The organism is Bradyrhizobium sp. 153, assembly GCF_023073835.1.
GTDB lineage: Bacteria > Pseudomonadota > Alphaproteobacteria > Rhizobiales > Xanthobacteraceae > Bradyrhizobium.
In genome coordinates this window covers 276108-303051 of sequence record NZ_JADPKH010000037.1, presented here as the reverse complement: position 1 = coordinate 303051, position 26944 = coordinate 276108, and the positions used below count along the sequence as shown (strand labels likewise).

Genomic DNA, 26944 nt, shown 5'->3' with positions numbered 1-26944 from the left:
AAGTATGGGTGCGACTGATACCCCAACCTATTTTTCGAAGGCCGTTCCAGTCCACTACAAGAGGCTTAATCGACATTGCAGACTCCGTGTTGGAGCACTGCAGTGTCCGGTTAGTCCTTGCATGCGGACGGACTAGCGTATCACGCGCTGAGATAAACCGGAGCGATAATTGTGTAATACCTCTTGTCCTATCACCGCGCTCCGTGCGCGCGTGCAAGTCATTGCAGCTCGTTTGCTGCCGGTAAGGAAGTAGACCAGGCTTCTAACGTGCTGGGCTGCTCTATGACAGCAGCCGCCGCGCGCCAGCTCACGCTCACTCATTGGGTTTGTCGTAGAGTGGCTTTCCTTTGTCCACGATGTGCACGGTGAGGAGCCTGATTGGCTTGTCGCCAATCACTTTGTACGCACCGTGCGGAACATTCCGCACGTTTATTCCTGTTGCGCCGCTCGGGATGGGCACTTGCTTCCCGCCGGGCAGCTCAACTGTTCCTCCTTCCAAGAAATAGTAGGATTCACCGTGATGGATGTGCAGCATCGAAACGTCGCCTGGTTTAAGCTCGCTGATCCTGGTGATGATCTCCATGTTTGTTCCGGTTAGATCAGCACGCTTCAGTCCTTTTCGGTAGGGCGAGTCTTGGGCGCCGGCTGGAGTTGCGAATGCAAAGGCAATGAGGAATCCAATTATCACTTTCATCTAAACGCTCCTGCGCTATAGGCGCTTAAGCCAGTTCATTACTGAGACGTCATCACGACGCAGGCAGCGCCTAGTCGGTGAATTGGATGTCGAACCGGTTGGGTCCCAGCGGTTTAGTGGCGAAGTTGACAGTCTTGCCGACAACGCGGAGAAAGCGCCTGGACCGCACTTGAACACTGCTTTGCCCGAGCCGACAGTGCCGGCCGGCTTGCCGTCCTTCAGGAGGCTTGCAGTTCGCTCGGCGATCTGGGTAACGGCGAGGCCGCCGGGCATCCTATGGATACCGCCACCGAACAAGAATGTTCTTTGGCTTCCTTCCTTTTCGCTCACGTTCATGGAACGTGTACACTGCACCCTTCAACAGGCCTTCCACACCCGAACAAGTGTATTGCACGCTGCTGAGTGCATGCCCCTCCCGATCACCTATCTGCTCAATGGCGGTTACGCGGAGACGTTGCATCGTACCGCCCAATTTGATCAGCGAGGGCACAATGCGTTGCGAAAGCGAAGCTCAGCCCAAAGCAGACGAACCCAGTAGCTAGGTTGTTCATAGCAATACTCCGCCATTAGAAAAAATTTCTTGAAATTCCAGCTGCATCCTATCGCGGCCACAACCCAGCGCAAGTGCTCATTGCGATAACGGGGCTATCTCAATTTTCCAAGAATCGGGATCGCATTCTGACCGGCGTGCGACGATCATGCGCTTGCTCTTTCAATGGTTCGCGCTCGTCGTGTTCGAAGGCCACTTATTGCCAATCGATCGGAGGATACGCGAGATACGCGCCCCGAAAACGCAAAAGGCGGGCTGACTCGCGGCTGGGCTACTCTACTCGGCACCCATTGCAGGTGGATGCACGATGGCCTCCTGCATCGAGCAAATTTTGAAAGAGATAGACATTAAGCGTGAACTTCCAGATCCGACTTTTCGTGGTTCCACTTGGATCAATGGAGTATCCTGTTTTCGACTTTGGGGGCGTGGGGATGGCGCATTACCGAGCTTACCTTTTGGATCAGCACCACCACGTTATAAGCGTGGCCAATTTGCAGTGTGCCGACGAGCAGGAAGCACGGGAACGTGCTCAGCAGCTAGTTGATGTCAACGACATCGAGCTGTGGCACCTCGATCAGCGTATTGCGGTGTTTGAGGCCGCCATAACCCGAACCTCCATGGCGGCGGTACAGGGAAGGGTTCAACCGGCGCAGCCCCCTACAATGAAGCCTAAGTGAAGGCAGCGACTTTAAAGCTTTGGGCGCGAGAATGAGGCTTAGCTGGCGGGGATGCTGTAGAGATTGCAGATGGAGCACCGGCCCGCCGACCTAATCGACCTGGACCATTCGCTCCTTGGCGGCCGCAGGCTGCGGAGGTAATAGCCTTGCGCGTGAACGGCTGCCTTGATTTCGTCGCTGACCTTGAGAACTCTTTTTCTGCTCTTGCGCCACTTTTGTGCAGTGTAAATCACGGGCACGACGGAGCCTGTCCTTAGAACGAGCAAGTCGCGCTTATCATTGCGATAGACGTCAAACAACTTTCGATCCCGCTGATCATCTTGAACCAAGAATGAAATATGCTTGGTGGTCTCCAATTGACGAGTTTAGTATCTCGAACGGCTTCGCGGGTTGTAATTCTGCAACGCCCGCGGCAGCACGGTGCCTCGAGAGAGCTCGTCCTCGTCCGAGCGGTGGACTTGGGTCCGAAGATTAAGGCAAATCCTGCGGCACTTCCAGCATGAGGAGTTACCGTGTCTCGGCCTAGGAGGCCATACCGGCAAGCGGCTCTTTCGATGCCCGTCATCTTGATTCTTGCAGCCAACGCCATGGCGCAGGAGGACAAGAAGACCGACGACGACAAACCCGCCGATCCGGACACGGGAGAGAGCACGGTGGAGGAGAAGACGCTCGGTGTTCTGCCCAATCCGCTGCAGAACTACGGCGTGAAATTCGCCGCGACCTACATTGGCGAGGTGCTTGGCAATGCTTCCGGAGGATTGAAACAGGGGGCGATCTACGAAGGCCGCCTGAACCTCGCCGTCGACATCGATCTGCAGAAGCTCGTCGGGTTCGACAAGCTCACCTTTCACGCCAACATGTTCCAGATCCACGGCAACGGGTTGTCGCGCAGCAATTTGCAGAATTTCTTTGTTGTCAGCGGGATCGAAGCTCTGCCGTCGACGCGGCTGTACGAAGCCTATTTCGAGAAGCAGTGGGGCGCGAAGCAGATCTCGTTGAAGTTCGGGCAGCTCGCCGCCGACAGCGAATTCTTCAACACCAAATACACGGATGTGTTCACCAATGCCTCGATGGGTTGGCCAGCGATTACGTCGCTGGACCTGCCCAGCGGCGGACCTTCGCCACCTTTAGCGGCCCTGGGAGCCCGGCTGCTCGTCAAGGTGACCGAACGGCTTTCCGTGCTTGGCGGCATCTTCGATGGCGACCAGGCCGGACCCGGTCCGGGAGATCCGCAGGAGCGCAACCCATATGGCGTGAACTTCCGGGTCAACGATCCGCCCCTCCTGCTCGGGCAGATCCAGTACGCCTGGAACAACAAGAAGGGCGATCCGAACCTGAGCGGCCAGATAAAGCTCGGGGGCTGGCGACACTTTGGCTCTTTCGCGGATCAGCGCCTCGCGTCGAACGGGGTCTCGCTCGCCGCCCCCGCCAGCAGCGGCGCGCCGCTGATATTGTCGGGGGACATCGGCGGCTGGGCGGTCTTTGAGCAGCAGATCTATCGGATACCGCATAGCGACGATCGCGGGGTCGGCGTATTCGCTCGGGTCTCCAGCGCGCCGGCCGATCGTAACCTCATCGATCTCTACGCGGATGCTGGTATCGAGTTCATCGGTCTGCGCGACGACCGTCCGGACGACAAATTCGGGATCGCAGTGGGTTACGCCCATGTCTCGAAGCGGGCCCAGGCGCTCGATGCGGACTATCGGACCTTAGCGGGTCCGAATTGGCCAGTGCGAAGCTTCGAAGGCCTGCTCACCGCGGTCTATCAATATCAGGTCAAGGACGGCTGGACGGTGCAGCCGAATTTCCAATACATTCTCCATCCCGGCGGCGGCGCCACGCTACCGGCCGGGCCGCTGGCCGGACAGGCCCTCAGGAACGCGTCGGTGTTCGGTCTACGAACCACGCTCAAGTTCTAAGACAATGTTCCATCAAGGAATGTTCGCTTCTGACCGGGTGCTTGCCCCCAAGTGGCCGACGGTCACCCGCCTGAACTTGTTACGTTTGGCGGGTGCACAAAGAGGGGATCATTGCTCGGCCGGAACTGGCGTTCGTTTGTCTTGAAAGCGGGACGTCTTCGCGCGACGAAAGCTCCAGCCGTTGTCACGTCGACTGCTGAAGGTCTTGGCCTGCCCGCTTGGTCCGGCGTTCATGTCCGCCTTTAAGGCCATCTGAGGATTGAGAGCGTTGAATTACATCGTTCCGAGTCGTGGAACCAATTCAAACGTCGCACAGTAATCTACCAGCGATGCACAGCTAAGCGGAGACGACCCGCCACACCAAGCGTTGTGCCAACTAAGGGTGGCGGGAGCCGAGATGCGATAACTCCGGGTGCGTCCGCCAAAATCCATCGGCCACACCAACGGGAGGATCAGGAATGTTGCAAAGAATGCGAAAATATGCGTTCGGCGCCGCAGCGGCAGCCGCTCTTTGTGCAATTCCAGTCTCCGCCTTTTCCCAATCCGTTGAGATTGGACCGGGAGGCGTCCGGATGCGAGGTGCGGAATGCGAGCAATTGCGGCGAGCCTGCGAAAACAAGGACGTGCTAGGTGAGCGGGGCGAAGGAAATTGCCGGAGATACCGGGAGACCTGCCAACGGCCAGTTCGGAGGGATGTATGCGCCGAATTGCGACAAGCCTGCCTCAACAAGGACGAATTGGGCGAACGAGGCGAAGGAAATTGCCGCAGGTATCGCCAGACCTGCAGAGGGCGTTTGTAAAGGGCGCTGCTATCCGCCATCGCTCGGCACCGCTCCCGTGCACAGCTCACCCGAAGGGCCGCCTCAAACGGCGGCCTTCGTTCATACGGGCCTAGCATGCCACGTCGCCTAAAGGACCCGAAGCGAACATGCGCAGGACCAACGCCGACGTGCTTTAGAGTGACGCAGAGGAGCACATGCTAGAGGGTTGATCTCGGCTACTCAGTTGGCAACAATGGAGGAAGCCCCGAGGTTCGCTCGATGAGTGACTTCAAGCTGCCCGAGACGCGGTATGCCCTGAGCGGCGACGTTAGCATCGCGTACCAAGTGATGGGCGACGGGCCGATAGACCTGATTTTGGTTCGGGCCTCGACCGAAGCCGGCAGTCTTGCTGGCGGCTACGGCTCTGACGGCGAGCAGGGTGACACCACCACTTGTGGTCCGTGCAAGAACTCTGGCGACGCCACCAATCGGTGGCTACAAGGATGCGGTAATGACCAAACCGAAACGCTCCGCCGAGCAGCAGGTCGCCGATGAGGCGGAGCGAAAGGCGCAAAACCCGAACGCAGCGCGGCAGACGATCGCGGATAGCCAAGCCGATCCGGAGTTTCACGAAAACCACAAACGTCTCAGGGCGGAGCGGTTGGCGCGAGACGCCGGGCGCAAGACATCCAAGTGAGGCGCTGGCCGCATGTGCAACGTCTTAGCTCTGGGCTCCGAGGCGAAACTTTTAGCGAATCATTTTGCGATATGCGCGCCAAAACCGGAGCCTAAGAGGACCTAGGACAGCGTTAGGCAGCTTCCACCTCGCACAGCCAAGCTCCGTCGAGCCTTTCACCTCGATCGACAATGACATTGGGAGCCTACGCAAACGGCGGTACCTCGACCAGCGTTCCAATCAATCGCAACAATGCTTGCTGTTCGGGTCCCTTCCCGTCACGCAAGAACTCGCCCAACTCGATATGAGATGATCGGCCACCAGAGGGCGCATTGGGCTGGTGGATGATGAAAGCATGACCATTTGTCGGCTCGCGTGCGATGAACCACGCGTCGCCATTTGGGCTCCGATAGAGCTCCCGCCGGTCCGACATTTTTCCTCCTTGCTGCCTCCCGACGCTGTGGGAGTCCGATGAACGCTTGCGGGAAGGATATCGGCCTCACTGAAAATACGAAAGCTGATCTTCCGTAACGATGCGCTCGATCTTCTCGGACTTGCACTTGATACGGTACCTGACTCGTCCGTCGGACTCGATCGGCATGTGCTGTACGATCGTGTAAATCATCGGCGGTTCAGTTGCGGCGCGTCCTTGTGGGCCTTGGGGTTGGTGGCGAACGTCTTCATTTAGCTTGTAGGCATATGGCATGTTCTTTACCTCAACGGTTACGGGTTCTATCTCGCCCCCTCGTCTCCTAGGCGGGATCTCTAATCCTCAAGAATAGATTTTGTAGCGTCGAATATCTGTTCCGCTGTGCCTTTGATCGTGCCCTTCGCCCAGGCTTGAAACACGGTGACATAGGCGTTCTTGTAAGCCGCTTGGTCTGCAGAAAAGTAGACTTCGTCTGTAGCGGTATCCAGGACAAGCGCTCCTGTATCGATGCAAATTTCCTCGATTAGTACCAGGCGTTCTTCTTGCTCGGCCAGATGGCGTTTTACGATGCTCATTGAGTCTCCTGCTTACCCCTGACCATTACCACGTTCCGGATGCACTCACGTTGGTGAATTTGCCGACGTGGTCCGCAGAGGGGAAACTTACCGGGGCAGCCTGTAAACATGGCCCGGCTTGAGGTTTAGCTCTTCAAAAGCCTTTGCTGCTCTTGCGTCAGGGTTGAACCACGAGTTCCGCCCTCCAGCCTTCGGGCACGGCTGCAAGTACTAACGTCAGCGCCTGACTTGGCTTGGCAAACGCAATCCAAAACTGCGTTGTGCGGCCGTCTGCCGACAAATCGTCCGCGGTCACTTCAACGATACTCCGGCGCGGCTCCAGAAAGCCAGGGAAGTAGGAGCCCTTGCGCAGCTTGGGGATACGAAGCTCGACCGTGCCGGCGCGGGTCTCCCAGGTCCGGTCGCGGTAGCTGTTGCGCTGTGCCAGACGCTCCGGGTGCTTCTCGCCGTAGGCGGCCCCGGTCTGGCCTTCCACTTCCAGCTCCATCAATCGCTGGGCAGCAAAGCCGATTGTCTCGCGCAGTAGATCCGCATCAGGGGTCTTCTCCACGAGCGTGCGGAGGTTCATCATCTCATCGGTCATCGGTGGTTCCTCGAATCAGGTTGGTGTCAGCAACCCAACCCTACCGGCGAACTGCCGGTGACCACCGCAAAGCCGCCCGCCCGCTACGGCGCTATGTGACGGCGCGCGTCCGGGCGGTTTGCTATGCGCTCGCGACAATCTTTCGCAACGGCGAAATTAACAAGATCTACGCCAAATGGTTTCTTAACCCGATTCCTCCGAACGGCATCAGCCTCAATGTCCCGATGAGCGCAGCGCTGAAGCGCGTCATCGAGAATCCGCGTGATAGCGGCGATCCGGATGCGTATGCGATGCGCTAGCGGATGCGTTTTTGCTCAACGCAATCGACCCCGCCGTCGATCTACGCCTGAGCGGCTTCCGTCCGTGGCGAACACCTTCAAGTTCTCGCCCTGACCATAAATCCGTACCGTCGACGGCGCGTCTTTCTCTTTTCATCGCAGGCAAAGTTGGCTTTTCGGCTCTGATTGAACGCTATGTTATGCTGATCGCACGACCGTTACCGTCCTGCCACATGTGAGCAAGCGGGTCACTCACGCGCAATTCGTGAGATAACGCAAAGAGGAATAGAGCCGGGCCAGGACTCAGTGGTGCATCCACTCGCTGCAGCGTTTTGATCATAGTGCTGGTTCGCGGTTGTTCGGTTGTCACAACGAGAACGCGGAATGTCCTCCAACCGAATTGCTGCATCTGCCGCCCCTCGGCGTGAGCGGCGAGATACGCGCACATCTTTCGTTCGAAACTGGATTGCCTGCCGTCTGCTCGCGTGATGGGCATGGTGCCCCGGTCGATCTCTACCATGAAGCAGCGGCGGGACCCGTCTGGAAACAGAAGGCCAAAGACGAGGTCGGGAATCACGGCGATCTCCGACGAACTCTCGTTGTGCGAGATGCCGACCCGCAGCGCAAAGGGATCTCGCTTTTCGCGGGTGGCCTTAGGTGCGCTTGCGATAATCTCTTCGGGATGAATGAGGCGCACGTCGCTCCGACCACGCGTGGATCGTTCCAGCGCAACGTGAAAGTCGACGATCTCCAGCTGGTGCTCGATGAACGGTCGGCCCGCTTCCCGATTTTTGCGGCTCCACTCCAGATTTGCAAACTCCACGCCTCCCTCGGCAAGAAATTGTGCACCGAGGTCAGCAAGTGCGTACACCATAGGCGCCGATCCGGACGTGGGATAGTAGTCGAGCTGCGCGCGCGGCCGATCAACGTATCCAGCATGATAGAGGCGACATAGTCGATCATTGGTGCGATCGAGTGAGCGGCCAACAAGCGCTGCAATGTGAGTGGATCGCAAGAAGCGATAGCGAGCTAATTGCCGCAAGATAAGCGCGTCACCGTCAGTGATTCGAAACGGAACGGGTTCTGACGAGCGGCGGAAGCGAGTGCGCCGTTTGGGCGCAGAAGGTGTGGCGTCATCCATATTTTCGAATGTACCAGAACGAGCGTTGTGCGGACGCGCGATCGGTGTGCGCGCAAGAAAAAGTGAACTATCGCCATCTTCGCTCATACATACTCGCGGCGTCACATGGCGCCACACGCAGCAAATGCACATCGGTGAGTGGGCAGACGAGCGACACCTGAAGAGATATACACCTCGCTGGAAAGGAGGTGATGCACGTGGAGATAGACGACAAGATAGCGCGCCTTAAGGAGCTCATCGCGAAGCGCGAGCAGTTAGATGCTGAGCTCAATGAGCTCCTCGGCGGCACGGCTCGCGAACGGCGTGTCCCAAAATGCTCGATATGTGATGAACCCGGACATCGGGCAAATAATTGCCCAACAAAATCATCCGAGGCACTCACAGCCTAAACTAAATGCCCGCGCAAGCGGGTTCTTTCTTTTCGACCTTGATGCCGGCTTCAATCACATCTTTTCAATCTCGAAATTCCGAACTGAATCGGATCAGCCGTTCCGGTTAGGAGAGCTCGTCGGCCTGCTGTTAACCCGGCAATGCTGAATCGATCTCCGGTGCGACGCGGGCGACTCCCAGCCCACCAGCAAGTTGATGTCGATCACGAGGGCGCGGTAACTATCTTGTCTGCCCCTAAGCAGGGTTACCGCTTCCGCACCCGGTGCAGCAACGGCTGGCTCGGCCGCCATTCGTTAGCACGCTCCACGATGGCTTGGATGTGGGGTCATCTTCGATGCCCCAAATCAGCGGGAGCTGTTCAATGCAGCTGTTTCTGGCGGCCGGCGCACCCGCGGCCGAGATGCATGCAAGCAAACAGAGGTCGAGCTTTCTTCGAATGTCCAAGACCATCCGACCTATTGTGGCGCGCGGGTGCAGTTTGGAGGTTCGAACGGCGTTACCGGGCAGGGTTCCCGATCCAGGCAGTGCGCGGAGCCTCAATTAAATCCGGTCGATTTCTCGATTCAAATTGATTTAAACTGCAGTTAATAGTAGATATACCGTTTAATTGAGGATCCCCTGGGGCAGCGCCAGCTGCGGTAACACCTCCAGCGCTAACGCTGTCAATCGACACTCTCACCTCTACGGCTCTCGCCGGTTCGGGTGGGCAGCTCGCACGAGTCTCATCAGCATGAGCATCATCGCAATCATCACAACGAAGGCTGACACCGGCTGCTGCGTCTTTGCGCCAATAGCTTTGCGGGCCGCATCAGCCACGCTTGTCGGAGCACGTAGCGGAGATCGACGCTTTGTCTCGTGTGACCTGGAGTATGCCCCATGCTGAATGAGCTTCACGTCAAAATGGACAAGTACGAGATCAAAGCCGCGCAATGTGAAAAAGCGGCGCAGCAAGCACCTGACCAGCCCGGGCGGGCATTCTATGCAGAGCTTGCTCACTACTACAGCGACCTTGCCGCCGACTTCCGGCAAGTCATCGCGAAACGGCGCGATGCTTAATCACGGCGCCGTGTCTGTGCCAGAGCCCTCGGGAATTCCACCCAAAGGCTGGATGAAAACCGCTCGAGCCGAAGTTGGGCGGCTTTCTGAAGATATTCTGACTCGCTCACCACCCGCGCGAGCCTCAGCAAGATATTAAAGCAGGCTCGATTACCAATGACACACCATAGAAAATGATCTGAAAATTTTAACGAAACTACTCGGTAGCCTCTGCGTCGGTTCGTCGGAGGGCATTAGCCAATGTCAGAGCGCCAGTTCAGAGAGCAACAAGTCCAGATCGCGCGCTACCGGCTACTGGAGCAGGAGGTTACTGATCCGCTTGCGGCATGTCTGCTTCACGCCATCGTCGCAGAACTCGAAGCTGACCTGCAAAAAGAACGCTCACTTCATGAAAGTTCCTATGCGGATGATTTTCATCCATGGTGTTAGTTGATGCTGGTCCCGTTAGTACGTACATAAAAAATGAATCGCGTCGCGCTTGCCAAATTAGAACTTAGGAAGAAAAGCAATGCTTGACGCTTCAGAGCTCGTTTAGCGTCGGCGCCATCATGGCTTTAACGCTCATGGGGACCTCGACTGAAAATTGGATCGTCATAAAATCAATCTCAAGTAGATGATAGAGATAGCAGCCACGCAACGGCAAGGTCTTCACTTCGGGCTCCGTACATTTACGGGCGACGCTCGCGCTCTGTTGCGCTACGAAGCACGCGGGTTCGACATCGAAGCGCTTCGCTCCGAATTCGGGTCGTTCGAAACAGTTCGTTAGCTTTCATGTGGCTAGCTGGGAGCGTGCCGATTACCGCCGATTGCGGCACATGGAATGGGAATGCCGGCCCCGGCTGTCCTCCCAACCTGCGGCTGGGGCCGTTTTCTTGAACTTGCGCAGCGTCGTTCAAGCTCTCCCACTTCGATCAGGCGTTCTTCTACAGTCGACATAGTGACGCGGCGCTCAGGCCTGTGCGCGAGATCAGCCGCGGGTTCGGCCTATAGGGGACATCACATCAGTAGTGCGTTGCGGCGAGATGTCCGGAGTCGGGGCTAGAGCGGAAGTTACGATCCAGGAGACGAGCCGACGCGAATGACCCCACTGCGGACCGTTGCCGCGTCACCAAGTCACTCTGTGCAACTTTTGCACCAAACGCGGAACCGATGCGCGCTTCCTTGAGCATTTTGTTACTGGACGGGGGGCTAGTGGGGAAGCCGACAGCGTGGCGTCTCGGAATATCATCTTCGTCAAGCCGAACTTGCCGCTCGACTGGCACTCGCAGCATTAGAGCCAACGAAAGCCGCAGCTTTCCATCTCCTCGCCATGGACATTTCAATAAGACAGAAAAGGCCAAGCGCACGGCGGCTCCGCCCGACCTAGCACTCTCGATCCTAAAACAGCCCCAGACTAAACAGCCCAGATCAGATCAGCTGAGGCAGCGGCTGCAAAAATGACCCCAGCTCGGGGGCAATGAACGCTGAAGCTGGGGCCAATCGGGGGTGCCCTTGGGAAAGGGCATCGGGAAAACGTGCAATCGGCAAAGCGTTCCCTACCTGCCGTTTTGGCCGACTCAGCTGTCAGCGCCCCTCATCCGGTTTGGCTGCCGTCCTTGTCCCCTTGCCGAAGCCATTGTTGTGGTTGATCGACCCCGGCGATTTCGCGTTTGACGTTAGCGAAGGCAAAAGCACGAGCGTCATGGCTGGCGGAGTCGCGCCGCGAAGCTCCCGCAGGGTTTCAGGAAAGCGCCAGGGCTTTAACTTTGATCATTGTATTAATTTTAAAGCTGATATAACGGTTAATACTATTTAATTTGAGCACCTCGGCGGGGCGCAAACCTTGAAGAGGAGAGCAGCGATGAAGCTCGCTTGGGGCGTTCTTTCCGCAGCGGCATTTGCGTTGTCTCTGGCGATGACCATGCCACCTGCATCGGCTTGCAATGGCAAGGGGAATTGCGAGAACGCGCCCGGCCAAACGAGGGGAGCGCCCGGACCAATTGCTGGTGCCGGCCTTCCTATTCTCGCGATTGGATATGGCGTGTACTGGCTAGTAAGACGGCGGCGGGCCCGCTAGTTGCGCGTAGTCGTCCGCGGTCGCTGATCGCCAGTTTGCTGCGGTCCCCTCAGCCCCCCACCGGAGCCCATCCACGGCCCCGGTTGACACAATCGTCAGCTGCGGGCCGTTGGCTAGGCTTTGTCTGGCTTTCTTTCATATTCGAGCTGGTATGTCGCCGGTTGGCCCTCGGCAGAAATGTCCCGACGTGCGGCTTAGGTCTGGCGCCAGCGTGACTGCTAGCACAAGCGATCGCAGACCGCCCGTGATCGCCACCATCATTGCCACGGCGACGAACATGCGACCTAACTTTCAGCGGATGCCGGCTCGGTTGGCGGAGGGATCGCTTGATCTTCGCAACTTCGGCCTTCTAAAAACTCCAAAGCCAAGATACGCATGGCCTGCGCTTTTCCTGGATCAGCTTCGGCGAGAGCGAACCGGGAGGCAACTTCGGCCTGCCATAAACAGTAATCGACAGATTGCACCCGCCATTCTCCCGCGTGAAGGTGGCGGCCAACGCAACTTCAGAGCATTTATTCCCGGCAGAGACGGTCGAGCGCGAGGAAGTAGACGAGGCCTTTTCGGGCCGGAACCAATTCGCTCCCCGTGCATTCTGGTAACGATTTACAGAGATCAGTCGCGCTGAGACGCAAAGGCCCCAGTCGGTCCAGCCCCGGACTGGGGTCTTTTCGTACGTCCGGAAACACACCGCCCGCTTTGAAATAATTGCAGGCGGCGCTGTCCAGCCCCGAGAGGAGATAGCCTCGCACCTCCGAACAACTCGTGGATCGGCGTATTCTTCGGCCGCCGCACGACGATCGAGCGCGACCCCTGATGCGTCTTGCAGCCGAGGCGTTTTACTCCGACGGCGCAACACCGGGCCCGGGAAGTCCGATTGCCGTAGTAAACCGGAAGCGATCGGCGATACCAATACGGCCCTTTTGCCCTTCTCGGAGTCCGCGTCTCCGATTCGGGGGCAGGGATTTTGGCACTGAGCGAACATCGCCGTGAGGTCGCGCATATCGAGATCAGCGACCGCATTTATGACCGCCAATCGTCTCCACCAAAATCCGGGGTTTGGCAAGCAGGCTTAGAGGCAGTCTCTGCTGTTGGCCACGATGCACTGGTGTTGGTCCGAACAGCACTCCGAGCGTCTCGATTGACCGCATAGCGCTCTCGAATACTCCTTCGCACGGTGTCGTGCTCAGCGGGCATCATGCGCGGCATCGCATTGAGATCGGTGGCCGGGATGCCAACCGACAGTGCGGTATCGGTAAGACCACGGACATAAGCCGCGAAATGGTACTGCGGCTGATTGAGAATGAACTCCGGGGTCGTTCGCATATCGCGCGCGAGCGCATGAGCGGCCGCGTCGCTGATCTTCGAAGCAAACTTTATCGCGGTCGCACCATAAAGTGCGTCAAGGACGTGCGGCTGCATTTGCTGCAATCGCTGATGCGCAAGGATCAAGCCCACGTTGAGCTTACGCGCCTGATCTAGAATGACCGGGATCTTCGGGTCACGCTTGATAAAATCCTGGCATTCGTCGATGTAAACGTAACAGGGGAGGCGTTGCTCCTTTGGCAGAAGCTGACGCTTGTGAGCGGCGAGCAAGATCATCGAAATGAAAAAACGTCCGACGATCTCTACGCCGTCTTCTTGCAGCAAGCTTTGCGGGACATTGATAAGAATAACTTTGGCAGCCCCCATTTCGGTGAAAAAGTCGAACTTGGATTTTGGCGCGGCGAACATTCGAGACAGGGTACGGATGCGCTTGACGGCGAACAGACGGTCGACGACCTGCTCCTTTGTGCGGTCGAACTCCTTGCTGTTGAATTTCAACTCAAAAAAGCGCCTCGCATCCGGATCGAGCTTGGAAAGATGCTGCTCGAATTGAGCGAGGCCGCGGGGTTGCATCAGGTCAATGAGGGTATCGATCGTAGCCGATGGGATAGTGAGCAGAAGCTCAATCGTGAAATGAAATAAGGTATTCTGCCGGCTCGTCATCTCCGCCGACAGCAATGAGCTGAAGATGTAGTCGTACAGCGCGAGCACGGCGTTGCGAAAGCCTTCATGCTCGGCTGGGGCATAGGACTGCGTCTCCTCGATCCCCACGTCGAAAAGATTAAGGGCGACCGGCCATTCGATGTCTTCGGCATCGATGACGACGAGCTTGCCACTTAGGCGTTCTCCGGGCGCGAAGACTCCTAGACTTTCAATCGCTTTGATGAGGTCGCGGTTGCTCTCCATGACGACGATGGACGCTTGATCGGCGGCGACAAGCTCAAGGTCGCGCAAAATTAGGTATTGAAGGAGGGTCGACTTGCCGGCGCCCGGCGGCGCAACAATCCATTGGTGCTCGAAGCGGGCCTTTGCTGGGATGCTAAAGGGCACCGGGCAAAGAAAGAGGTCGGCAAAAGGAGTGCATTTCAGGTACGTCTCAATCAATTCGATGGGCGGGAGCTCGGAGTCGGCCGCATAGATCATCGGCCTTCGAGGTTTCTCATCTTCCGGAGAAACCCCCGAGGCCTCGCACAAATTGGCGTACAATCGCTCGTACAACGTGATAAACAGCCCGGCCTCCACGTGCTCCTGCTTGCAGATCGTGCCGATGATCCGGTCCACGATTTCATGCGGATTGCGCAGCAGAGAGATCAGTGGAACCGTGAGCGGCGCAGCATCCGTGTTCTCGGACACTTCAGGCAAGCTGGAAATAAAGCCCCAGCCGACGTTGCGTAGAGCCGTAATGAGCAGATCGCCAACGCGCTCGTCGTTCGCGAGAAAGTGTTGTTTGGCACGAAGAAAGCGACGCAGGTCTACGTGCTCCTTGATGGATAGCGTCGCGGTGTTCAGGTCCATCTCGGGCCAGGAGAAGATGGTCGTTTCCAGGGCAAGGACTTCTTCTTGGCATCGATCCAACGCCTTCATGACGGTAGTTGGTGCCGGCCGTTCAATAATCTCCCCGACCTGCTCTGCAACGACGCATTCACGCGTGCGATCGACTCTTCTTGTGCCCACATCGACCCGCAATGCACCGCGCGTACTTGGTCATAGAGGGTGATGGTCTCCGACAGCTCACGGGCCCGCTCGTCGGAGAAGCGACGCAGGAACGGGGTGAAAGCAGAAGGGCGTTCGTATTTTGGGAGCTTAGAATTCAACGACCTCCTCCCGCCCGTCGAAGGTTTGCGCAGTTTCGAGATAGGCCTTGAGGCTCTTACATGCATTGAGAATAGCCGCTTCGGCGCCAAGCAGCTCGTCGAGATCCTTGCATTCGATGTGTTGGCCACTCGTCAAGCTTTCGACGGTAACCCGAAGCGATAGCGCCATCATGGCGGCGCTTGCAATGCCGCGGGCGTTCTTCCAAAGCGAGCGCACAACGGTGCTGCTGGCGCCTTCATCGAAATGGCCGTAGGCGGACTCGCCATGTTTCTTGCGGGCCTCGCTGTCGTATACGACGAGCTTCCCGAGGCCGTACTTGCTCACTAACCCCTTTTCATCGGGCGTGAGATCGGTGCGTGCATCGAGAGCAAAGATGACCTTGCCGACCAGCATGCCGCCCGTGCGTTGTGAGCGCTTAAGCTTTAGTTGCATGGAGTAACCCTCCTCTGCAAAGAAATCACTATGCACGTTTGACACGCGAAATACCAGAAGTTCCCGCGAGAGGCGCTGCGTGCGCCGCATCAATCGGGCGAGCAGTTTGGACGCGGCTCCCGGATTGGCGTACGTCAGATGCTGTCTGCGCGGTTTGCGGTATTGGACTTGTACGACCGCACGAAGCGAAGCCAGGATTATCGCAATTATACAACGATACCTTCGAGGAACCGCGCGCTTGGCTACGGCTTAGCTCGCCGTCCCCGCGCCGCACGCTAACCGGTCCGAGGGACTTGCTCGTTAGCAATCGCAAAGATTTCGAATTTCAAACTCAGGGAAAATGAAAAAAGATAGAAATCGCGATCCTGAAAATAAAATTGGAAATCAAATGTCGACCGGTTCGATCAGTCGTAAGGAACATCATTCAAGGCCAAGCGTCCTGCGTAGTCCTGTTGGCGTCAGGGAACCTATAGTCGTTTTCTCTTCCCGTCTCGGTGCCTTGAAATGAGTCTATATCCTCCATCTACTCTGCCGTCTTGAGACAGCGCACAAGCGATCGCCTCCGCCTCACGGGTTTAGGCGGCGCGAGCGTCGCCACAACGTGCCGCCGGCACGCAAGTCGCACGGAGAAGTCCGGTTTGTCGACGACACATGCTACCCCAGGCTTGCGCATACCCACCGTTGACCCCGCCTTACCTTAAAGGCGGGGCGTACGGCGGGGCATAAGACGCTTCGGCGGGCAAGTTCTAGAAGGAAGGGCTGGCTTTGGAGGGCCAGCCCCGCTCCTATGTTTTTGGAGCGTCGGCAGGCTTGGTCTTGGCGCAAGCCTCAAGCCACTCGACAATCTCGTGCAGCCACCACACCGGAGGACTGTTTCGGTGACGCCCTAGTTTGAAAAACTTCGGTGCCTCACCAGACGCACAGAGCCTGAACCAGTGCGTGCGGCTGTAGGGAATTCCAAGCGCCTTAAGTCCACGCCAGTTGACCACTTCCTTTCCAGTCATCGCTTAGCTCCATTGATTGGAGCCGTCGCGACGGCTGTTGAGTGTCAGCCGACGGGCCGATGCTATCTTACATTGACGGACACTTGAGCAAATTTTTCCAGGTGCGCTTGGAGTTTGTGCGACGCCCTGCGCTCAGGCACGTCATCATACCTGTCGTACATTAGGGACGTCCACCGGCAGAGGGCGATGACCCGATCACCTCCTGGGGCGTAGCTGTTTCTCGTCCAGCGCTCACGCAGCCTAGAGGTTCGGTATGTAGGTTACGTCTGTTTCAAAACTGAAATCCAATTTGTCACCAAGCGATGCGCGGGTGCACCTATGTTCTCATGCGTAACGGACGACCATTTGATAGCGAAGGTATTTTGGCCCGCCGTACTGGGCAGCAATCTCAAGGCCGCTTTCGGGCGGTCTTTCTTTGCGGAGCATGGTTGGATGCTCGTGTTGCATGCAGGAGGACAACAATGTTGGATCGCGAATTCAATGAGCAGCGTGCGAGGATATTGCGGAAGCTGCTCCTTCACGCCATTCGGCGTGCCGATCTGGCGTAGCGGAGCTCGAACTCGCGCTTTCGTTCCCTGAACGCTGCGATCGGCCGATCACAACCGAGTTTTGGTCGAATGTTCTTTCTCTTGAAAGTCCCTGCGTTCAGCCAGATACTGGATTGGCATCCTGGGCCCCGAGCAACTCAAGGAGAGCGATTATGGCAGTTCAGATTGTAATGGACCGCACAGGCGACAGCCGTCACCCCTTCGACGCCCATGACACGCAGGAACTGGCGAAGGCGGAGCAGCGGTTCTTCGAGCTGACGAAGGTGGGCTATACCGCCGCGGTCCGGACCGGCGCGGGTCAACTGTCACAAGTCCGATCGTTCGACCCGAATGCGGAAGAGACCATCTTCTTCCCAAGGCTGGTCGGCGGGTAGATGATTCTGCCATGTTGGATTTTCGATGGTTGCCGCCGGGCGGCCGCTCTCGCCTGAGAGCGACGCGAATCCTCTTCATCAAGCACGGCGCTGACGCCACGCCGGAGGGGCGGTCTCTGCGGCTGCTGCGGAAATGGCTATCGCCGCGTCAGCGTGAGCAGTTCGCCCGTAAGGGCTACTTCGAGGTGATCGGAAGCGACAGCCAAAAGCGATATCGGATTTACGTCGGCGCCTCGGTCAACGTTTGCGAGATGGACGAAAGAGGTCACCTACGGGAGGGATTGTGTTTCATGCCAATTGGCGCTCTGCCGATCGGAGACGTCATGCTCGCCCAGAAGATCGCGCTGGAAACATGCGAAGCCGAGGTGCTTGCCGTCGCGAGGAAGTTCACTCCAAATGGTTTCCATTTCAGGCAAAGCCGGCCGCTCGGCTGACAGCTGCATCGTGGCTGCGCTTGACGGGTACGGACACTTCGCGGTGGCGGAATACAGGGACAGCTCTCTCCTGGTGTTCGACCTGTCCAAGAACGGGATGATCTGAACCGGCAGTTCGGCAACCATGCCGCGCGGTAAACCCTTGGATCGGCATCGGTCGAACATTCCTCGCCGTGCAGCGTCATATAGGCTGCCGGAGCAGCGCATGGACCACTGGGAAGAGCTTCAAAGGCTGCAACGCAGTTAGAATTGGCTAATCGAGCGATATCCTTGATCAGCGACCAGGCCACCGTGAACCGGCTGGCAACGTTCGCGAAGGAGATCAAGGACAAGCTTGACGAACTCCAGGCGACCACCCTACGCGAGGAGATTCGCAGACGCGCTTTTGAGTTCTGGCAGGAAGCGGACCGGCCTGAAGGGCGCCGCAGCGAATTCTGGCTGCGGGCAGAAAGTGAGCAGCCGGGCGGCCGGACGTCATGCGAAGACTATTGCGCCGCACACGAGCTTCAAGAGTACGGGTCTGAACGACGCGCGGCGGACAACGCGGATGCAAGCTCAATAATCCGGAACACCGCGCGACCCGACGAATTGAAGCCGCAGGCCGGTTTTGCCGCCGATAGCTGGCCCACACCACCTTCGCCCGTACCCCCACGAAAGCCCCAAAACGAGGCCGTGCATCGCCGCGAGGTTCGGATGGCGCACGCCTACGAGGACAATGTCCGCGCACGTGCTTACAAGCTTTGGGAAGAGGCTGGTCGGCCGGAAGCGCGCACGGAAGAGTTCTGGTACGAGGCCGAGCGGCAACTCAAAGAGGAGCTGGTCAAGCACGAGCTTAAAAATACCTGATACTCTCTGAATCAGCATGCGTGGCAACGTGGCGCCTCAGCTCTGCAAGCTGGCGCGCGGGCTACAGCCGCTGGGCCATCAGTCTCGCCATCTTGTTCGAGCAGACCTCTCAATGAGCTACTGTTTTTTTCAGGTGAGCTTCGAGCTTTTGCAGGGCCGCGCGCTTCTCAGGTAGGTAGTCGTACCTGTCATAGATTTCATCAAGATCGGTTTTGCCTGCACCCGTTACGTGGTTGAGCATGATCTCAGCAATCTCACGTGAGATCCCCAGCCGCGCGAGCGTCGAGCGAAATGTCCGGCGCAGATCTCGTATTTGCCACCCGGTCACGCCTGATCGCTTGTCGAGCTCCTTCTTCAGTTTTCCCCATGAGCCATTATTGAAATGCGTCCCCTTGATATGACCGGGGAAGTAATAGTCAGTATTCTTGTCACGCCAATTGTCGCCCATCTTTTCTTGTCGGTCGAGCATGGCACGCGCCATCGGCAGGATCGGGATTGCGTGCGCGCGCCCATTCTTGGTGTACTCTCCGGGAATCGTGATCACGCGCCCTTCACGCCATGCTCGTTGAAGTCGTCCTACTTCTCCATTCCGACATCCCCACAAAATGATGAGCCGGATCATATCGCCGAAGAAGCCCTCACACGCATGCCAAACCTTGCTGAGCTCGGCATCGCTCAGGATGCGGTTGCGTTTCTTGTCCTTGCCTGGAGCCGGATAGCCTTCGAGCGGACTGCGCTTAATGTAGCGGTGCGGCGGTTTCGTGCACCATCGGAGCATTGTTCGGAGGGCGCGGAATGCGTGAAGCTGTTCGCTTGGTACGTCCGACAGCTTGCCGAGTTCACGTTCAATCGTCGGGTCGTCTAGAGAAGCGAGCGTGCATTTAAACTCGAGGCGATTGAGGAGCCGAAGCGTCTCGGATTTGGTGCGCTCGCTTTTGCCCTTGTAGTTCTCCTCGACGAAGACGCGCTTGGCCTGTTCGAACTCGATGCTGATTTCCTTCTGCCCGACGGGAGTGCCGAGCGCAACAAAGGCGCGGCGGCGCGCTTCTGCGAGCTTAAGATCAGGATAGTGACCAAGCCGTATCTTGGTGCGATTGGGCTCTTTGAGAACGATCCAGGTCTTGCGACGCTTGCCGACGCGCAAGCCAAAAGCTGGCGTCTTCCGGTCCATGTACAGACCGGGCTTCAATGACTGAACCGCGAGATCTGTGAGTGTAAAATTTGGCACGATTTGGCACGCCTTTCACGTGGATTGAGGCGGATAACCATGCCGAACTATACGACGGGCGAGTCGCGGAAACCACTGCAAAACAAGGGATTTACGGGCGCTATGTGGAACGATGGAGAAGCTTCACAAAAGATTGGGAAGCTGCCGTTCTACCATTGAACTACGCCCGCGCACGCGTGCTTCGCGCACCCCCTGATTAGCCGAGACGGCGCCGCGAGCCAAGCGCTTTGGCGCAGGCAACCTGACGCTTCTTAACGGTTTGGCAAGATTCCAGGTGCGCCGGATTGTGGCGGTGTTATGATTTCGTGTCTGGGGAGACGTGCACTGAGTGGGGCGTGTGCATCGTGGGGCGTGGTTACGCGATCTTCGACACGGCCATAGGGCGCTGCGGCATCGTCTGGAGCAGCACCGGCGTGGTCGCGGTGCAATTGCCGGAGGCGCGGGAGATCGACACCCGCCGCCGGATTTTTGCGGTCCATCCCGAGGCGCGTGAGCAACGGCCGTCCAAAAACGCCGAGCTTGCAATCGAGGGCATCGTGGGCCTGCTGCAGGGCAGCGACCCCGATTTTTCCGACGTCAGCCTGGACGCCGGCGGCGTGCCCGCCTTCAACCGGCGCGTCTACGAATACGCCTGCACCATTCCGCGCGGGGACACGCGCACTTATCACGAGGTTGCGAAGGCGCTTGGCGCCTCCGGTGCCGCGCATTCGGTGGCGCAGGCGATCGCAAAAAATCCCTACATGCTGATCGTCCCCTGCCACCGGGTGCTGGAGGCCGGCAATTACACCGACCGACTCTCGCCCTACGCCGGCGTGATCTCCAAGCGACGGCTGCTGGCGCTCGAGGGCGCCCATCCCATCGCCAGCAAGACGCTGTTCGAGGTGCTGCTGCCGGTTGCCCCGCCACGCGCGCCTACCTAGATAGGCGGCATGGAAGCGACCACGCTGCTGACGACGCCATCGCTGACGGTCTCCGAATTTCGCTGCGATGCGGGACCGGAGGACACGCCATTTGCGGAATGCCGCACCGGCCATTCCATCGCCTACGTCCGCTCCGGCAGCTTCGGCTGCCATTGCCGCGCCGGCTTCTTCGAACTGGTGGCGGGCTCGATGCTGGTCGGCGCCCCCGGCGAGGAATACACCTGCACGCATGAGCACGTGTGCGGCGACGTCTGCCTGTCCTTTTTCCTCAGTGAAGATCTGGTCGACGCGCTCGGGGGACGCCGCGAGGTCTGGCAGGTCGGCGCGACGTCGCCGCTGCCCGAACTGATGGTGCTGGGCGAGCTGGCCCAGACGGCGGCAGATGGCAACAGCGATCTCGGCCTCGACGAGGTTGGCCAAATCCTGGCCGGCCGCTTCATTGAGGTCGTCTCGGGCAAGGCGCGCAAGCCGGCGCGGCCCACTGCGCGCGACCGCCGCCGCGCGGTGGAAGCCGCGCTGTGGATCGACGACAATTCGCATGCCGAGCTCGACCTCGAGCAGGCAGCAAAGCAGGCCGGCCTCAGCCCGTTCCATTTCCTGCGGCTGTTCTCGGCCGTGCTCGGTGTCACCCCGCATCAATATCTGGTGCGCTCGCGCCTGCGACACGCCGCGCGGCTGCTCACCGAGGACGATACCGCGGTCACCGACATCGCCTATGACGTCGGCTTTGGCGATCTCTCCAACTTCGTCCGCACCTTCCATCGCGCCGCGGGCGTCTCGCCGACCAAGTTCCGGCAGGCCTCGAAGGGACAGCGCAAGATTCTCGACGAAAGACTGGCTGTGAACTGATGGGGCTCAGCGCTAAGCCTTCCTTGACCAGACGCGGCGGAATAGATCGCCTCCCGTGCACCGCGATAAAGTCCGACCGAAGCGTGCCGCGAGACGCAACGTGGAATGGATCCTGATCATCGGCATCGGCGCCTTCGCCTACTACCGCATGAGGCGTGCGCATGAGAAGGCGGACGAATATGCCGCAACCGGTATGGCGCGATCACCGCTGTACTGGTCAACCGCGGCGCTCACCATGACGTTGCTCGGCCTCTCCCTTTACATGGCTCATCTTGGGCACGAGGGGACGATTCCATGGGCCTATTGGTTGATCGTGGTTGTTCTGTTCATAATAATCCTGCTGCTGCGCCGCGCCTTGAAATGGCGCTACCCGATCTAGCTAGCACGGGCGGAGAGCAAGATTCTCCAAGAGCAGCTTGCCCTCAACTGACTAGGTTCGTCTCCGGCGCGCGCCATCAAGCGGCGCGCTTCTGCAATGGAGACGATCATGTACGACCACATCGGATTGCGCGTTGCCGACCTCGATGCCGCCACGCGCTTCTACACAGCAGTGCTGGCGCCGCTCGGCTATGTCCTGTGCTCGAGCGGCGACGGCTATGCCGGCTTCGGGCCGACGGGCGAGCCGGCGCTGTGGCTGCACCTCAACAAGGGACGCAGGGCCGACGGCGCGCATATCGCGTTTCGCGCCAAGGGTCACGACGCGGTCAAGGCGTTCCACAGCGAAGGCCTGAAGAACGGCGGTCGCGACAATGGCGGCGCCGGGCCGCGCAAGGATTACAGCCCGACCTATTATGCGGCGTTTTTGATCGACCCTGATGGCAACAATGTCGAGGCGGTTTGTGCGTGAGCGTGCTCGCGCCTCGCTACAAGCCGTCATGCCCCGGCTTGCCGCCTTCGCTAAAGCTTCGGCGGCCGAGCACCCTTGAGGCCCCGGCGTAGCCTTGGCGAAGCCGGGACCGGGCATCCCGTACGCCGCGGCTTCTCGATCCTATCACGTCGATCTCTGGAATACTGGATCGCCCGATCAAGTCGGGCGATGACACCTGAGATGACGGCCCTATCGCCCGCCTCTCCACATTATAGGAATCCCCATGGCCTCCATCCACAATGACATTCCCCTTCCCGCCTCCGCGCGCGACGTCTGGGACGCGGTGCGCGACTTCGGCGCGCTGCATCAGCGGCTGGTGCCGGGCTTCGTCACCGCCTGCAACCTCGACGGCGATGCGCGCATCGTCACCTTTGCCAACGGTTCGGTGGCACGCGAGGTGCTGGTCGATTGCGACGACGCGCGACGACGGCTGGTCTATGCGATCAACAACGAGCGGCTGAAGCACTACAGCGCCTGCGTGCAGGTGATCGCCGAGGACGAGACGCGGTGCCGCCTGGTCTGGACCATCGACATGTTGCCGAACGAGCTTGCATCCTATGTTCAGGGACAGACCAGCGAAGCCGTGATCGCGTTGCACAGGGCTTTTCCGCCCGCCGCGGCGTGACCTTTCTCACAGCGATCCGCCCTCGCCAGCCGTAACCATGCGACGTGCGTCCGGTTGGCTCCGCTTTCCCGGCGGAGCCACGCACGCGAGGAGCATGCCATGAGAGGTGCGGACAAGGTGATCTGCCAGGCGGCCGCCGTGCTGCTATTGTTTTCCGTCGCGAGCACGCCGGCGAAGGCGCAGCTTGCGGGTTTTGGTGGTGGTGCCGATGGCGAGGACATGATGGCCCAGATGGCGCCAATGCTGGAGATGATGAAGGCGAAGATGGGCAAGCGCCGCTTCGCCATGCTGATGCAGACCATGGGCCCGATGATGAGTCGCATGATGGAGAACGGCGGCGGGCTCGGCGGCATGATGGGCGGCGGCCTGTCCGGCGGCAATCTCGGCGGCGGCTTCGGTGCGCCGAACTACGGCGGCTACACGCCGATGAGCGGCGGCTATATGCCGGCCGGGCTCGGCGGCATGGGCGGCCGCGACGTCATGGGCATGCTCGGCGGCGCCGGAGGCGGAGACATGATGGCGATGATCCCGCAATTGATGCGGCTCGCCAATGCCGGCGGCGGCCATCGCCGCCACAGGCATCGCTAGTCGGCAGCAGCTGACAGAGCTGGCCTGATCGCAGGTTTCATCTTGCGCGGTCCCCAGCGGGTCAGCACCACGCTGGAGCACGACAGCAGGCCGAGCACGACCATCGAGCTTGCGGCGAGCCAGAAGAAGCTCTGCGCTGTAGCGCCGTGGGCCGACAGCCACCAGCCACAAGCGGCGATGTAGATCAATCGCGCGGTCTGCGCCAGCACCGGCCCGATCACCTTGGCGGCGCCCTGCGAGGAGAAATACATCGTCGTTGCAAGGCCGAAGAAGGCGTAGAACGGTCCGACCGTCGAGAGATATTGATGGCTCGCCGCGCGCACGGCCACGCTGTCGGTGAAGATGTTGACCCAGAGATCGGGGAAGATCGCAACGAGGCATGCCGGCGCGCCGACCGCCACGAAGGCCGCAGCACTGGCGATCCAGGCGATGCGCCGGGCGCGCGCGATGCGGCCCGCCCCGATCGCCATCCCGACCATCGGCACACAGGCGATGCCGAACGAGAATGCGATCGAGGTCAGCAGGAATTCCAGCCGCGCGCCGATACCGTAGCCGGCGAGAATCGCGGTGCCGAACTGCGCCAGTATGTGAGTGAAGATCGAGATCGTCAGCACCGATTGCAGCGGCGAGAAGCAGGCGATGGCGCCGACCTTCAGGATGTCGAAAAACATCGCCCATTGGATGCGCAGGCCGCGCAGCTTCAGGACGATTCGGGCGCGGCCGGAGAACAGATACCAGCCCATCGCGCCGATGTTCATGCAATAGGCGATCAGCGCGCCGGCCGCGACGCCGCGCATGCCGAGCTGCGGCACCGGCCCGAGCCCAAGGCCCAGCGTGCCCCCCAGCACGATCTGCCAGACCGCCGAGTTGAGGATCAACAGCGACGGCAGCTTCATGTTGCCGGTACCGCGCAGGACGCCCGCCAGGGTGTTGAGCAGCCAGGGCAGCACCGCGCCGCCGAAAAACACCTGCGTGTAGGCGATGGCGTGGGTCAGCACATTGCCGCGGCCGCCGAGCAATTCCAGCAGGCGCGGCCCGAAGATCAGCATTCCCAGCATGAAGACGAGACCGAAGCTGATGCCGATCAGAATCGCGTGCACGGCGAGCGTTCCGGCGCGCTCGCGATCCCCGGCGCCGAGCGCACGCGCGATGGCGGAGGCCACCGCGCCGCCCATGGCGCCGCCCGACATCGTCATGGTCAGAATCACGGTCGGAAACACCAGCGCCATCGCGGCCAGCGCCTCGACGCCGAGCCGGCCGACATAGGAGGTCTCGGCGATCACCACGCACATGCCGGCCGACAACCCGATCACGTTCGGCCAAGCGAGCCCAAGCAGCGTGCGCAGGATCGGACCGTCGGTCAGCGCGCTCCTGACCGGCCGCGGAGGCGGCGGCAGCGGGCGCTCCTGTTCATCGACCGGGATTTCGGCGATGTCGGACATGTCTTCTCCCGGACACGAGCGCCATTTGCGGCGCGGCAATAAACAGGTGTGCCAATCAATCTATTCGCGCGCAGGGCGCGGCAGGGCTTGTTAGCATGGCGGGCGCCGATTCCTCCTGCGTCAGGTGCAGGCGTGCCCTGCGGCGGCGGCTTGTCACCGTCGCTATTCAATCGTCCAGACCAGCGGCGGGCGGCCGCCCTTCGCGGTGTGCATGCGCACGCCTATGTTTCTTCCGCATCCTGCAGCGAGGCCTTCGAACAATCCTTCCAGCACCTTGGCGCAGGTTTGGTGATAGTCGGCGACATCGTCCATCAGCCTCCAGCTCTGCTGATGGATTGCAAAGGCGCCTTCGGATTGCGAGGTCTCGGCCGCATCGTCCTGCGCGGCAAACAGCGCGCTCAGGAACGATGCGAATTCGCCCGCACCGCCGCGGCTCATCGCCAACGCCGCCGCGACCTCGTCGAAATATTGCATGCCGATCAGCTTGCCGGTGAGATGCAGGAGATAGCCGGCGTCCTCGGGGCCGAACAGCTGCACCATCACGGGCGCGGCGGTGCGGACATATTCCATTGCGTAGTTGCGATAGGCTTTTTCGAGCCGCGGTTTCGGCCAGCTCGCCACCGGCAAAGCCGGCGCGGTCTTCGCATCGAACGTAGGGGCCTCCAGATGCCGCGCGAACACCAGGCGCTGGTCAAGATCGAGCGGATGATCGTATTGATGATAATAGCCTTCGAGCCCATCCTGGCCGTCGACGCTCTGCTTGGTGCAGACGAAGCCGAGGCGGAGATCGCCGAGGGCTACGCCGTTGTTGGCGTGCCAGCCACGCAGCATCGCGCAGCTGACTTCGCCCGGCACGCCGCAGATCGCGGTGCCCTTCCAGATCCAACGCGGCGGCGGATAGCGGATCCAGGCCTTGGTGTCGCTCTCATACATGTATTCGACATGCACGCCGCCGATCCAGTTCGAGAGATAGTGATATTGCGCGGCAGCCACCGCCGGCGGCAGATGACGGAGGCCGAGCTTTTCCAGCCCCGGCAGGAAGCGCTCCTGCTGCTGGCGGCGGAACACGCGGAAGACAAATTCAGCGGCATCCGCCGTGCCGCGCCGCGTGACCACGGTGAGGATCAGGCCGGTGAAGTAGGCGTGATAGAGATCGGCGACCGCGCGCCAGCGTTTCCGTTGGGCTTGCTGCGCTGTGTCTGATGCGGCGGTCATGTTCGCTCCCGATCGTTGTTTTGATCGAATGTGTCACTGCACCCGGTGACAGGCAACATGGCACGCATGCAGACCGCCCTGCACGACGGCCCGTCAATTCCGCATCACGAATTTTGCGCAGCCTTGGCCGCGCGTTCGCGCTCGATGCGCTCCGTCACGTCGCGCGCCATCGCGACCGATCCGAGCACGGCTCCGCCGGCATCCCGTACCAGCGCGAAGGTCATCTCAATGTAGAGCTTGCGCCCGCTCTTGTGCAGCGCGCGTGTCAGCGTCGGCTTGCCCGCGAGCTTCATCGTGCCGCTGGCCAGCGCAGCCTCGAAGCCTTTCCAGTGCGCGGCGCGCAGATGCTCGGGAATGATCAGATCGAGGTTCTGGCCGAGCGCCTCCCCGGCGGAGAAACCGAACAAGGCGGCCGATGCCCGATTCCAGCGCATGATCGTGCCGGAGCGATCCGAATAGATCAGCGCGTCCGCGACGTCGTCGATGATTCTCGCGTCGAGTTGGGATGGATTGGTCATGACACCACCTCGCATGTAGCCCGGACTTCGGCTCGCATCCTGACACATACTCGGTGTCATCGCCCGACTTGATCGGGCGATCCAGTACTCCGCTGCGGAAGTTTCTTGCAACGAACTATCGCCGCAGAG

The 26944-nt window shown here is 59.6% G+C and carries 25 protein-coding genes and 1 pseudogene; 15 read left to right on the top strand and 11 right to left on the bottom strand.

Translation table 11 applies throughout. The features are described from left to right. Positions 1 to 313 precede the first annotated feature (313 nt). The gene (locus IVA91_RS11180; protein ID WP_247458759.1) at positions 314 to 694 is read right to left on the bottom strand and encodes a cupin domain-containing protein; all 381 of its coding nucleotides are present in this window, start codon (positions 692 to 694) and stop codon (positions 314 to 316) included. A gap of 903 nt (positions 695 to 1597) precedes the next feature. On the opposite strand from IVA91_RS11180, the gene IVA91_RS11175 reads away from it, so the two are divergent. From IVA91_RS11175 to IVA91_RS11165, 3 genes are all read left to right on the top strand, one after another. Continuing rightward, entirely contained in the window at positions 1598 to 1921 is a 324-nt protein-coding gene (locus tag IVA91_RS11175) for a hypothetical protein (RefSeq protein ID WP_247458758.1), read from the top strand. Between the two features lie 554 nt (positions 1922 to 2475). Next, on the top strand, positions 2476 to 3840 hold the full coding sequence (locus IVA91_RS11170) for a carbohydrate porin (protein ID WP_247458757.1): 1365 nt from the start codon (positions 2476 to 2478) through the stop codon (positions 3838 to 3840). 1272 nt (positions 3841 to 5112) lie between these two features. After that, positions 5113 to 5298 (top strand): hypothetical protein, encoded by a 186-nt coding sequence (locus IVA91_RS11165; protein WP_247280868.1) that lies wholly within the window; start codon positions 5113 to 5115, stop codon positions 5296 to 5298. Between the two features lie 184 nt (positions 5299 to 5482). Here the strand turns inward: IVA91_RS11165 and IVA91_RS11160 are convergent, their stop codons facing one another. The 3 genes and pseudogenes from IVA91_RS11160 to IVA91_RS11150 all read right to left on the bottom strand — a co-directional run. Further along, entirely contained in the window at positions 5483 to 5710 is a 228-nt protein-coding gene (locus tag IVA91_RS11160; RefSeq protein WP_247458756.1) for a hypothetical protein, read from the bottom strand. Positions 5711 to 6042: 332 nt separating this feature from the next. Continuing rightward, entirely contained in the window at positions 6043 to 6282 is a 240-nt protein-coding gene (locus IVA91_RS11155) for a hypothetical protein (RefSeq protein ID WP_247280867.1), read from the bottom strand. 307 nt (positions 6283 to 6589) lie between these two features. Further along, positions 6590 to 6865: pseudogene (locus IVA91_RS11150) on the bottom strand (transposase); the annotation flags it as partial. A 23-nt stretch (positions 6866 to 6888) separates the two neighbouring features. Between IVA91_RS11150 and IVA91_RS11145 the strand changes: the two are divergent. Next, the gene (locus IVA91_RS11145) at positions 6889 to 7164 is read left to right on the top strand and encodes a hypothetical protein (RefSeq protein WP_247458755.1); all 276 of its coding nucleotides are present in this window, start codon (positions 6889 to 6891) and stop codon (positions 7162 to 7164) included. A gap of 172 nt (positions 7165 to 7336) precedes the next feature. On the opposite strand, the gene IVA91_RS11140 is transcribed toward IVA91_RS11145, so the two are convergent. Continuing rightward, entirely contained in the window at positions 7337 to 8371 is a 1035-nt protein-coding gene (locus tag IVA91_RS11140; RefSeq protein WP_247458754.1) for a replication-relaxation family protein, read from the bottom strand. Positions 8372 to 9550: 1179 nt separating this feature from the next. Here IVA91_RS11140 and IVA91_RS11135 point away from each other — a divergent pair. Together IVA91_RS11135 and IVA91_RS11130 are read left to right on the top strand one after the other, a co-directional pair. Next, positions 9551 to 9730, top strand: coding sequence for a hypothetical protein (locus IVA91_RS11135; RefSeq protein ID WP_247458753.1), 180 nt, complete (start codon positions 9551 to 9553; stop codon positions 9728 to 9730). Positions 9731 to 9970: 240 nt separating this feature from the next. After that, positions 9971 to 10159 carry a hypothetical protein gene (locus tag IVA91_RS11130; RefSeq protein WP_247458752.1) on the top strand — a complete coding sequence of 63 codons (189 nt, stop codon included), beginning with the start codon at positions 9971 to 9973 and terminating at the stop codon, positions 10157 to 10159. Positions 10160 to 12806: 2647 nt separating this feature from the next. Here IVA91_RS11130 and IVA91_RS11125 read toward each other — a convergent pair. Together IVA91_RS11125 and IVA91_RS11120 are read right to left on the bottom strand one after the other, a co-directional pair. After that, a complete protein-coding gene (locus IVA91_RS11125; RefSeq protein ID WP_247458750.1) occupies positions 12807 to 14795 on the bottom strand; it encodes an ATP-binding protein in 1989 nt (662 codons plus the stop codon). Between the two features lie 117 nt (positions 14796 to 14912). Continuing rightward, complete coding sequence (locus IVA91_RS11120) at positions 14913 to 15446, bottom strand: hypothetical protein (RefSeq protein ID WP_247458748.1); 534 nt, start codon at positions 15444 to 15446, stop codon at positions 14913 to 14915. Positions 15447 to 17060: 1614 nt separating this feature from the next. Between IVA91_RS11120 and IVA91_RS11115 the strand changes: the two genes are divergently transcribed. The 3 genes from IVA91_RS11115 (at position 17061) to IVA91_RS11105 (ending at position 18562) form a co-directional block, all read left to right on the top strand. Beyond that, positions 17061 to 17282 (top strand): hypothetical protein, encoded by a 222-nt coding sequence (locus tag IVA91_RS11115; protein ID WP_247458745.1) that lies wholly within the window; start codon positions 17061 to 17063, stop codon positions 17280 to 17282. An 11-nt stretch (positions 17283 to 17293) separates the two neighbouring features. Next, positions 17294 to 17716 carry a hypothetical protein gene (locus tag IVA91_RS11110; protein ID WP_247458744.1) on the top strand — a complete coding sequence of 141 codons (423 nt, stop codon included), beginning with the start codon at positions 17294 to 17296 and terminating at the stop codon, positions 17714 to 17716. A gap of 270 nt (positions 17717 to 17986) precedes the next feature. Further along, the gene (locus tag IVA91_RS11105; protein ID WP_247458743.1) at positions 17987 to 18562 is read left to right on the top strand and encodes a DUF2934 domain-containing protein; all 576 of its coding nucleotides are present in this window, start codon (positions 17987 to 17989) and stop codon (positions 18560 to 18562) included. A gap of 109 nt (positions 18563 to 18671) precedes the next feature. Here IVA91_RS11105 and IVA91_RS37090 read toward each other — a convergent pair whose 3' ends face one another. Continuing rightward, entirely contained in the window at positions 18672 to 19790 is a 1119-nt protein-coding gene (locus IVA91_RS37090; protein WP_346015477.1) for a site-specific integrase, read from the bottom strand. Positions 19791 to 20131: 341 nt separating this feature from the next. On the opposite strand from IVA91_RS37090, the gene IVA91_RS11095 reads away from it, so the two are divergent. From IVA91_RS11095 to IVA91_RS11070, 6 genes are all read left to right on the top strand, one after another. Then, the gene (locus IVA91_RS11095) at positions 20132 to 20710 is read left to right on the top strand and encodes a methylated-DNA--[protein]-cysteine S-methyltransferase (protein WP_247450657.1); all 579 of its coding nucleotides are present in this window, start codon (positions 20132 to 20134) and stop codon (positions 20708 to 20710) included. Between the two features lie 9 nt (positions 20711 to 20719). Then, a complete protein-coding gene (locus IVA91_RS11090) occupies positions 20720 to 21559 on the top strand; it encodes an AraC family transcriptional regulator (RefSeq protein WP_247281815.1) in 840 nt (279 codons plus the stop codon). Between the two features lie 100 nt (positions 21560 to 21659). After that, positions 21660 to 21938 carry a hypothetical protein gene (locus tag IVA91_RS11085; RefSeq protein WP_247281816.1) on the top strand — a complete coding sequence of 93 codons (279 nt, stop codon included), beginning with the start codon at positions 21660 to 21662 and terminating at the stop codon, positions 21936 to 21938. A 108-nt stretch (positions 21939 to 22046) separates the two neighbouring features. Then, positions 22047 to 22406, top strand: coding sequence for a VOC family protein (locus IVA91_RS11080; protein WP_247281817.1), 360 nt, complete (start codon positions 22047 to 22049; stop codon positions 22404 to 22406). 244 nt (positions 22407 to 22650) lie between these two features. After that, positions 22651 to 23052 carry an SRPBCC family protein gene (locus tag IVA91_RS11075; protein ID WP_247281818.1) on the top strand — a complete coding sequence of 134 codons (402 nt, stop codon included), beginning with the start codon at positions 22651 to 22653 and terminating at the stop codon, positions 23050 to 23052. A 99-nt stretch (positions 23053 to 23151) separates the two neighbouring features. After that, positions 23152 to 23640 (top strand): hypothetical protein, encoded by a 489-nt coding sequence (locus tag IVA91_RS11070; RefSeq protein ID WP_247450598.1) that lies wholly within the window; start codon positions 23152 to 23154, stop codon positions 23638 to 23640. Here IVA91_RS11070 and IVA91_RS11065 read toward each other — a convergent pair. The 3 genes from IVA91_RS11065 to IVA91_RS11055 form a co-directional block, all read right to left on the bottom strand. Then, positions 23637 to 25082 carry an MATE family efflux transporter gene (locus IVA91_RS11065; RefSeq protein WP_247281820.1) on the bottom strand — a complete coding sequence of 482 codons (1446 nt, stop codon included), beginning with the start codon at positions 25080 to 25082 and terminating at the stop codon, positions 23637 to 23639. The two genes, IVA91_RS11070 and IVA91_RS11065, sit on opposite strands and share 4 nt — an antisense overlap. Positions 25083 to 25244: 162 nt before the next feature. After that, on the bottom strand, positions 25245 to 26297 hold the full coding sequence (locus IVA91_RS11060; RefSeq protein ID WP_247281821.1) for a hypothetical protein: 1053 nt from the start codon (positions 26295 to 26297) through the stop codon (positions 25245 to 25247). 104 nt (positions 26298 to 26401) lie between these two features. Further along, complete coding sequence (locus tag IVA91_RS11055; protein ID WP_247281822.1) at positions 26402 to 26815, bottom strand: PAS domain S-box protein; 414 nt, start codon at positions 26813 to 26815, stop codon at positions 26402 to 26404. Positions 26816 to 26944: the final 129 nt, after the last annotated feature.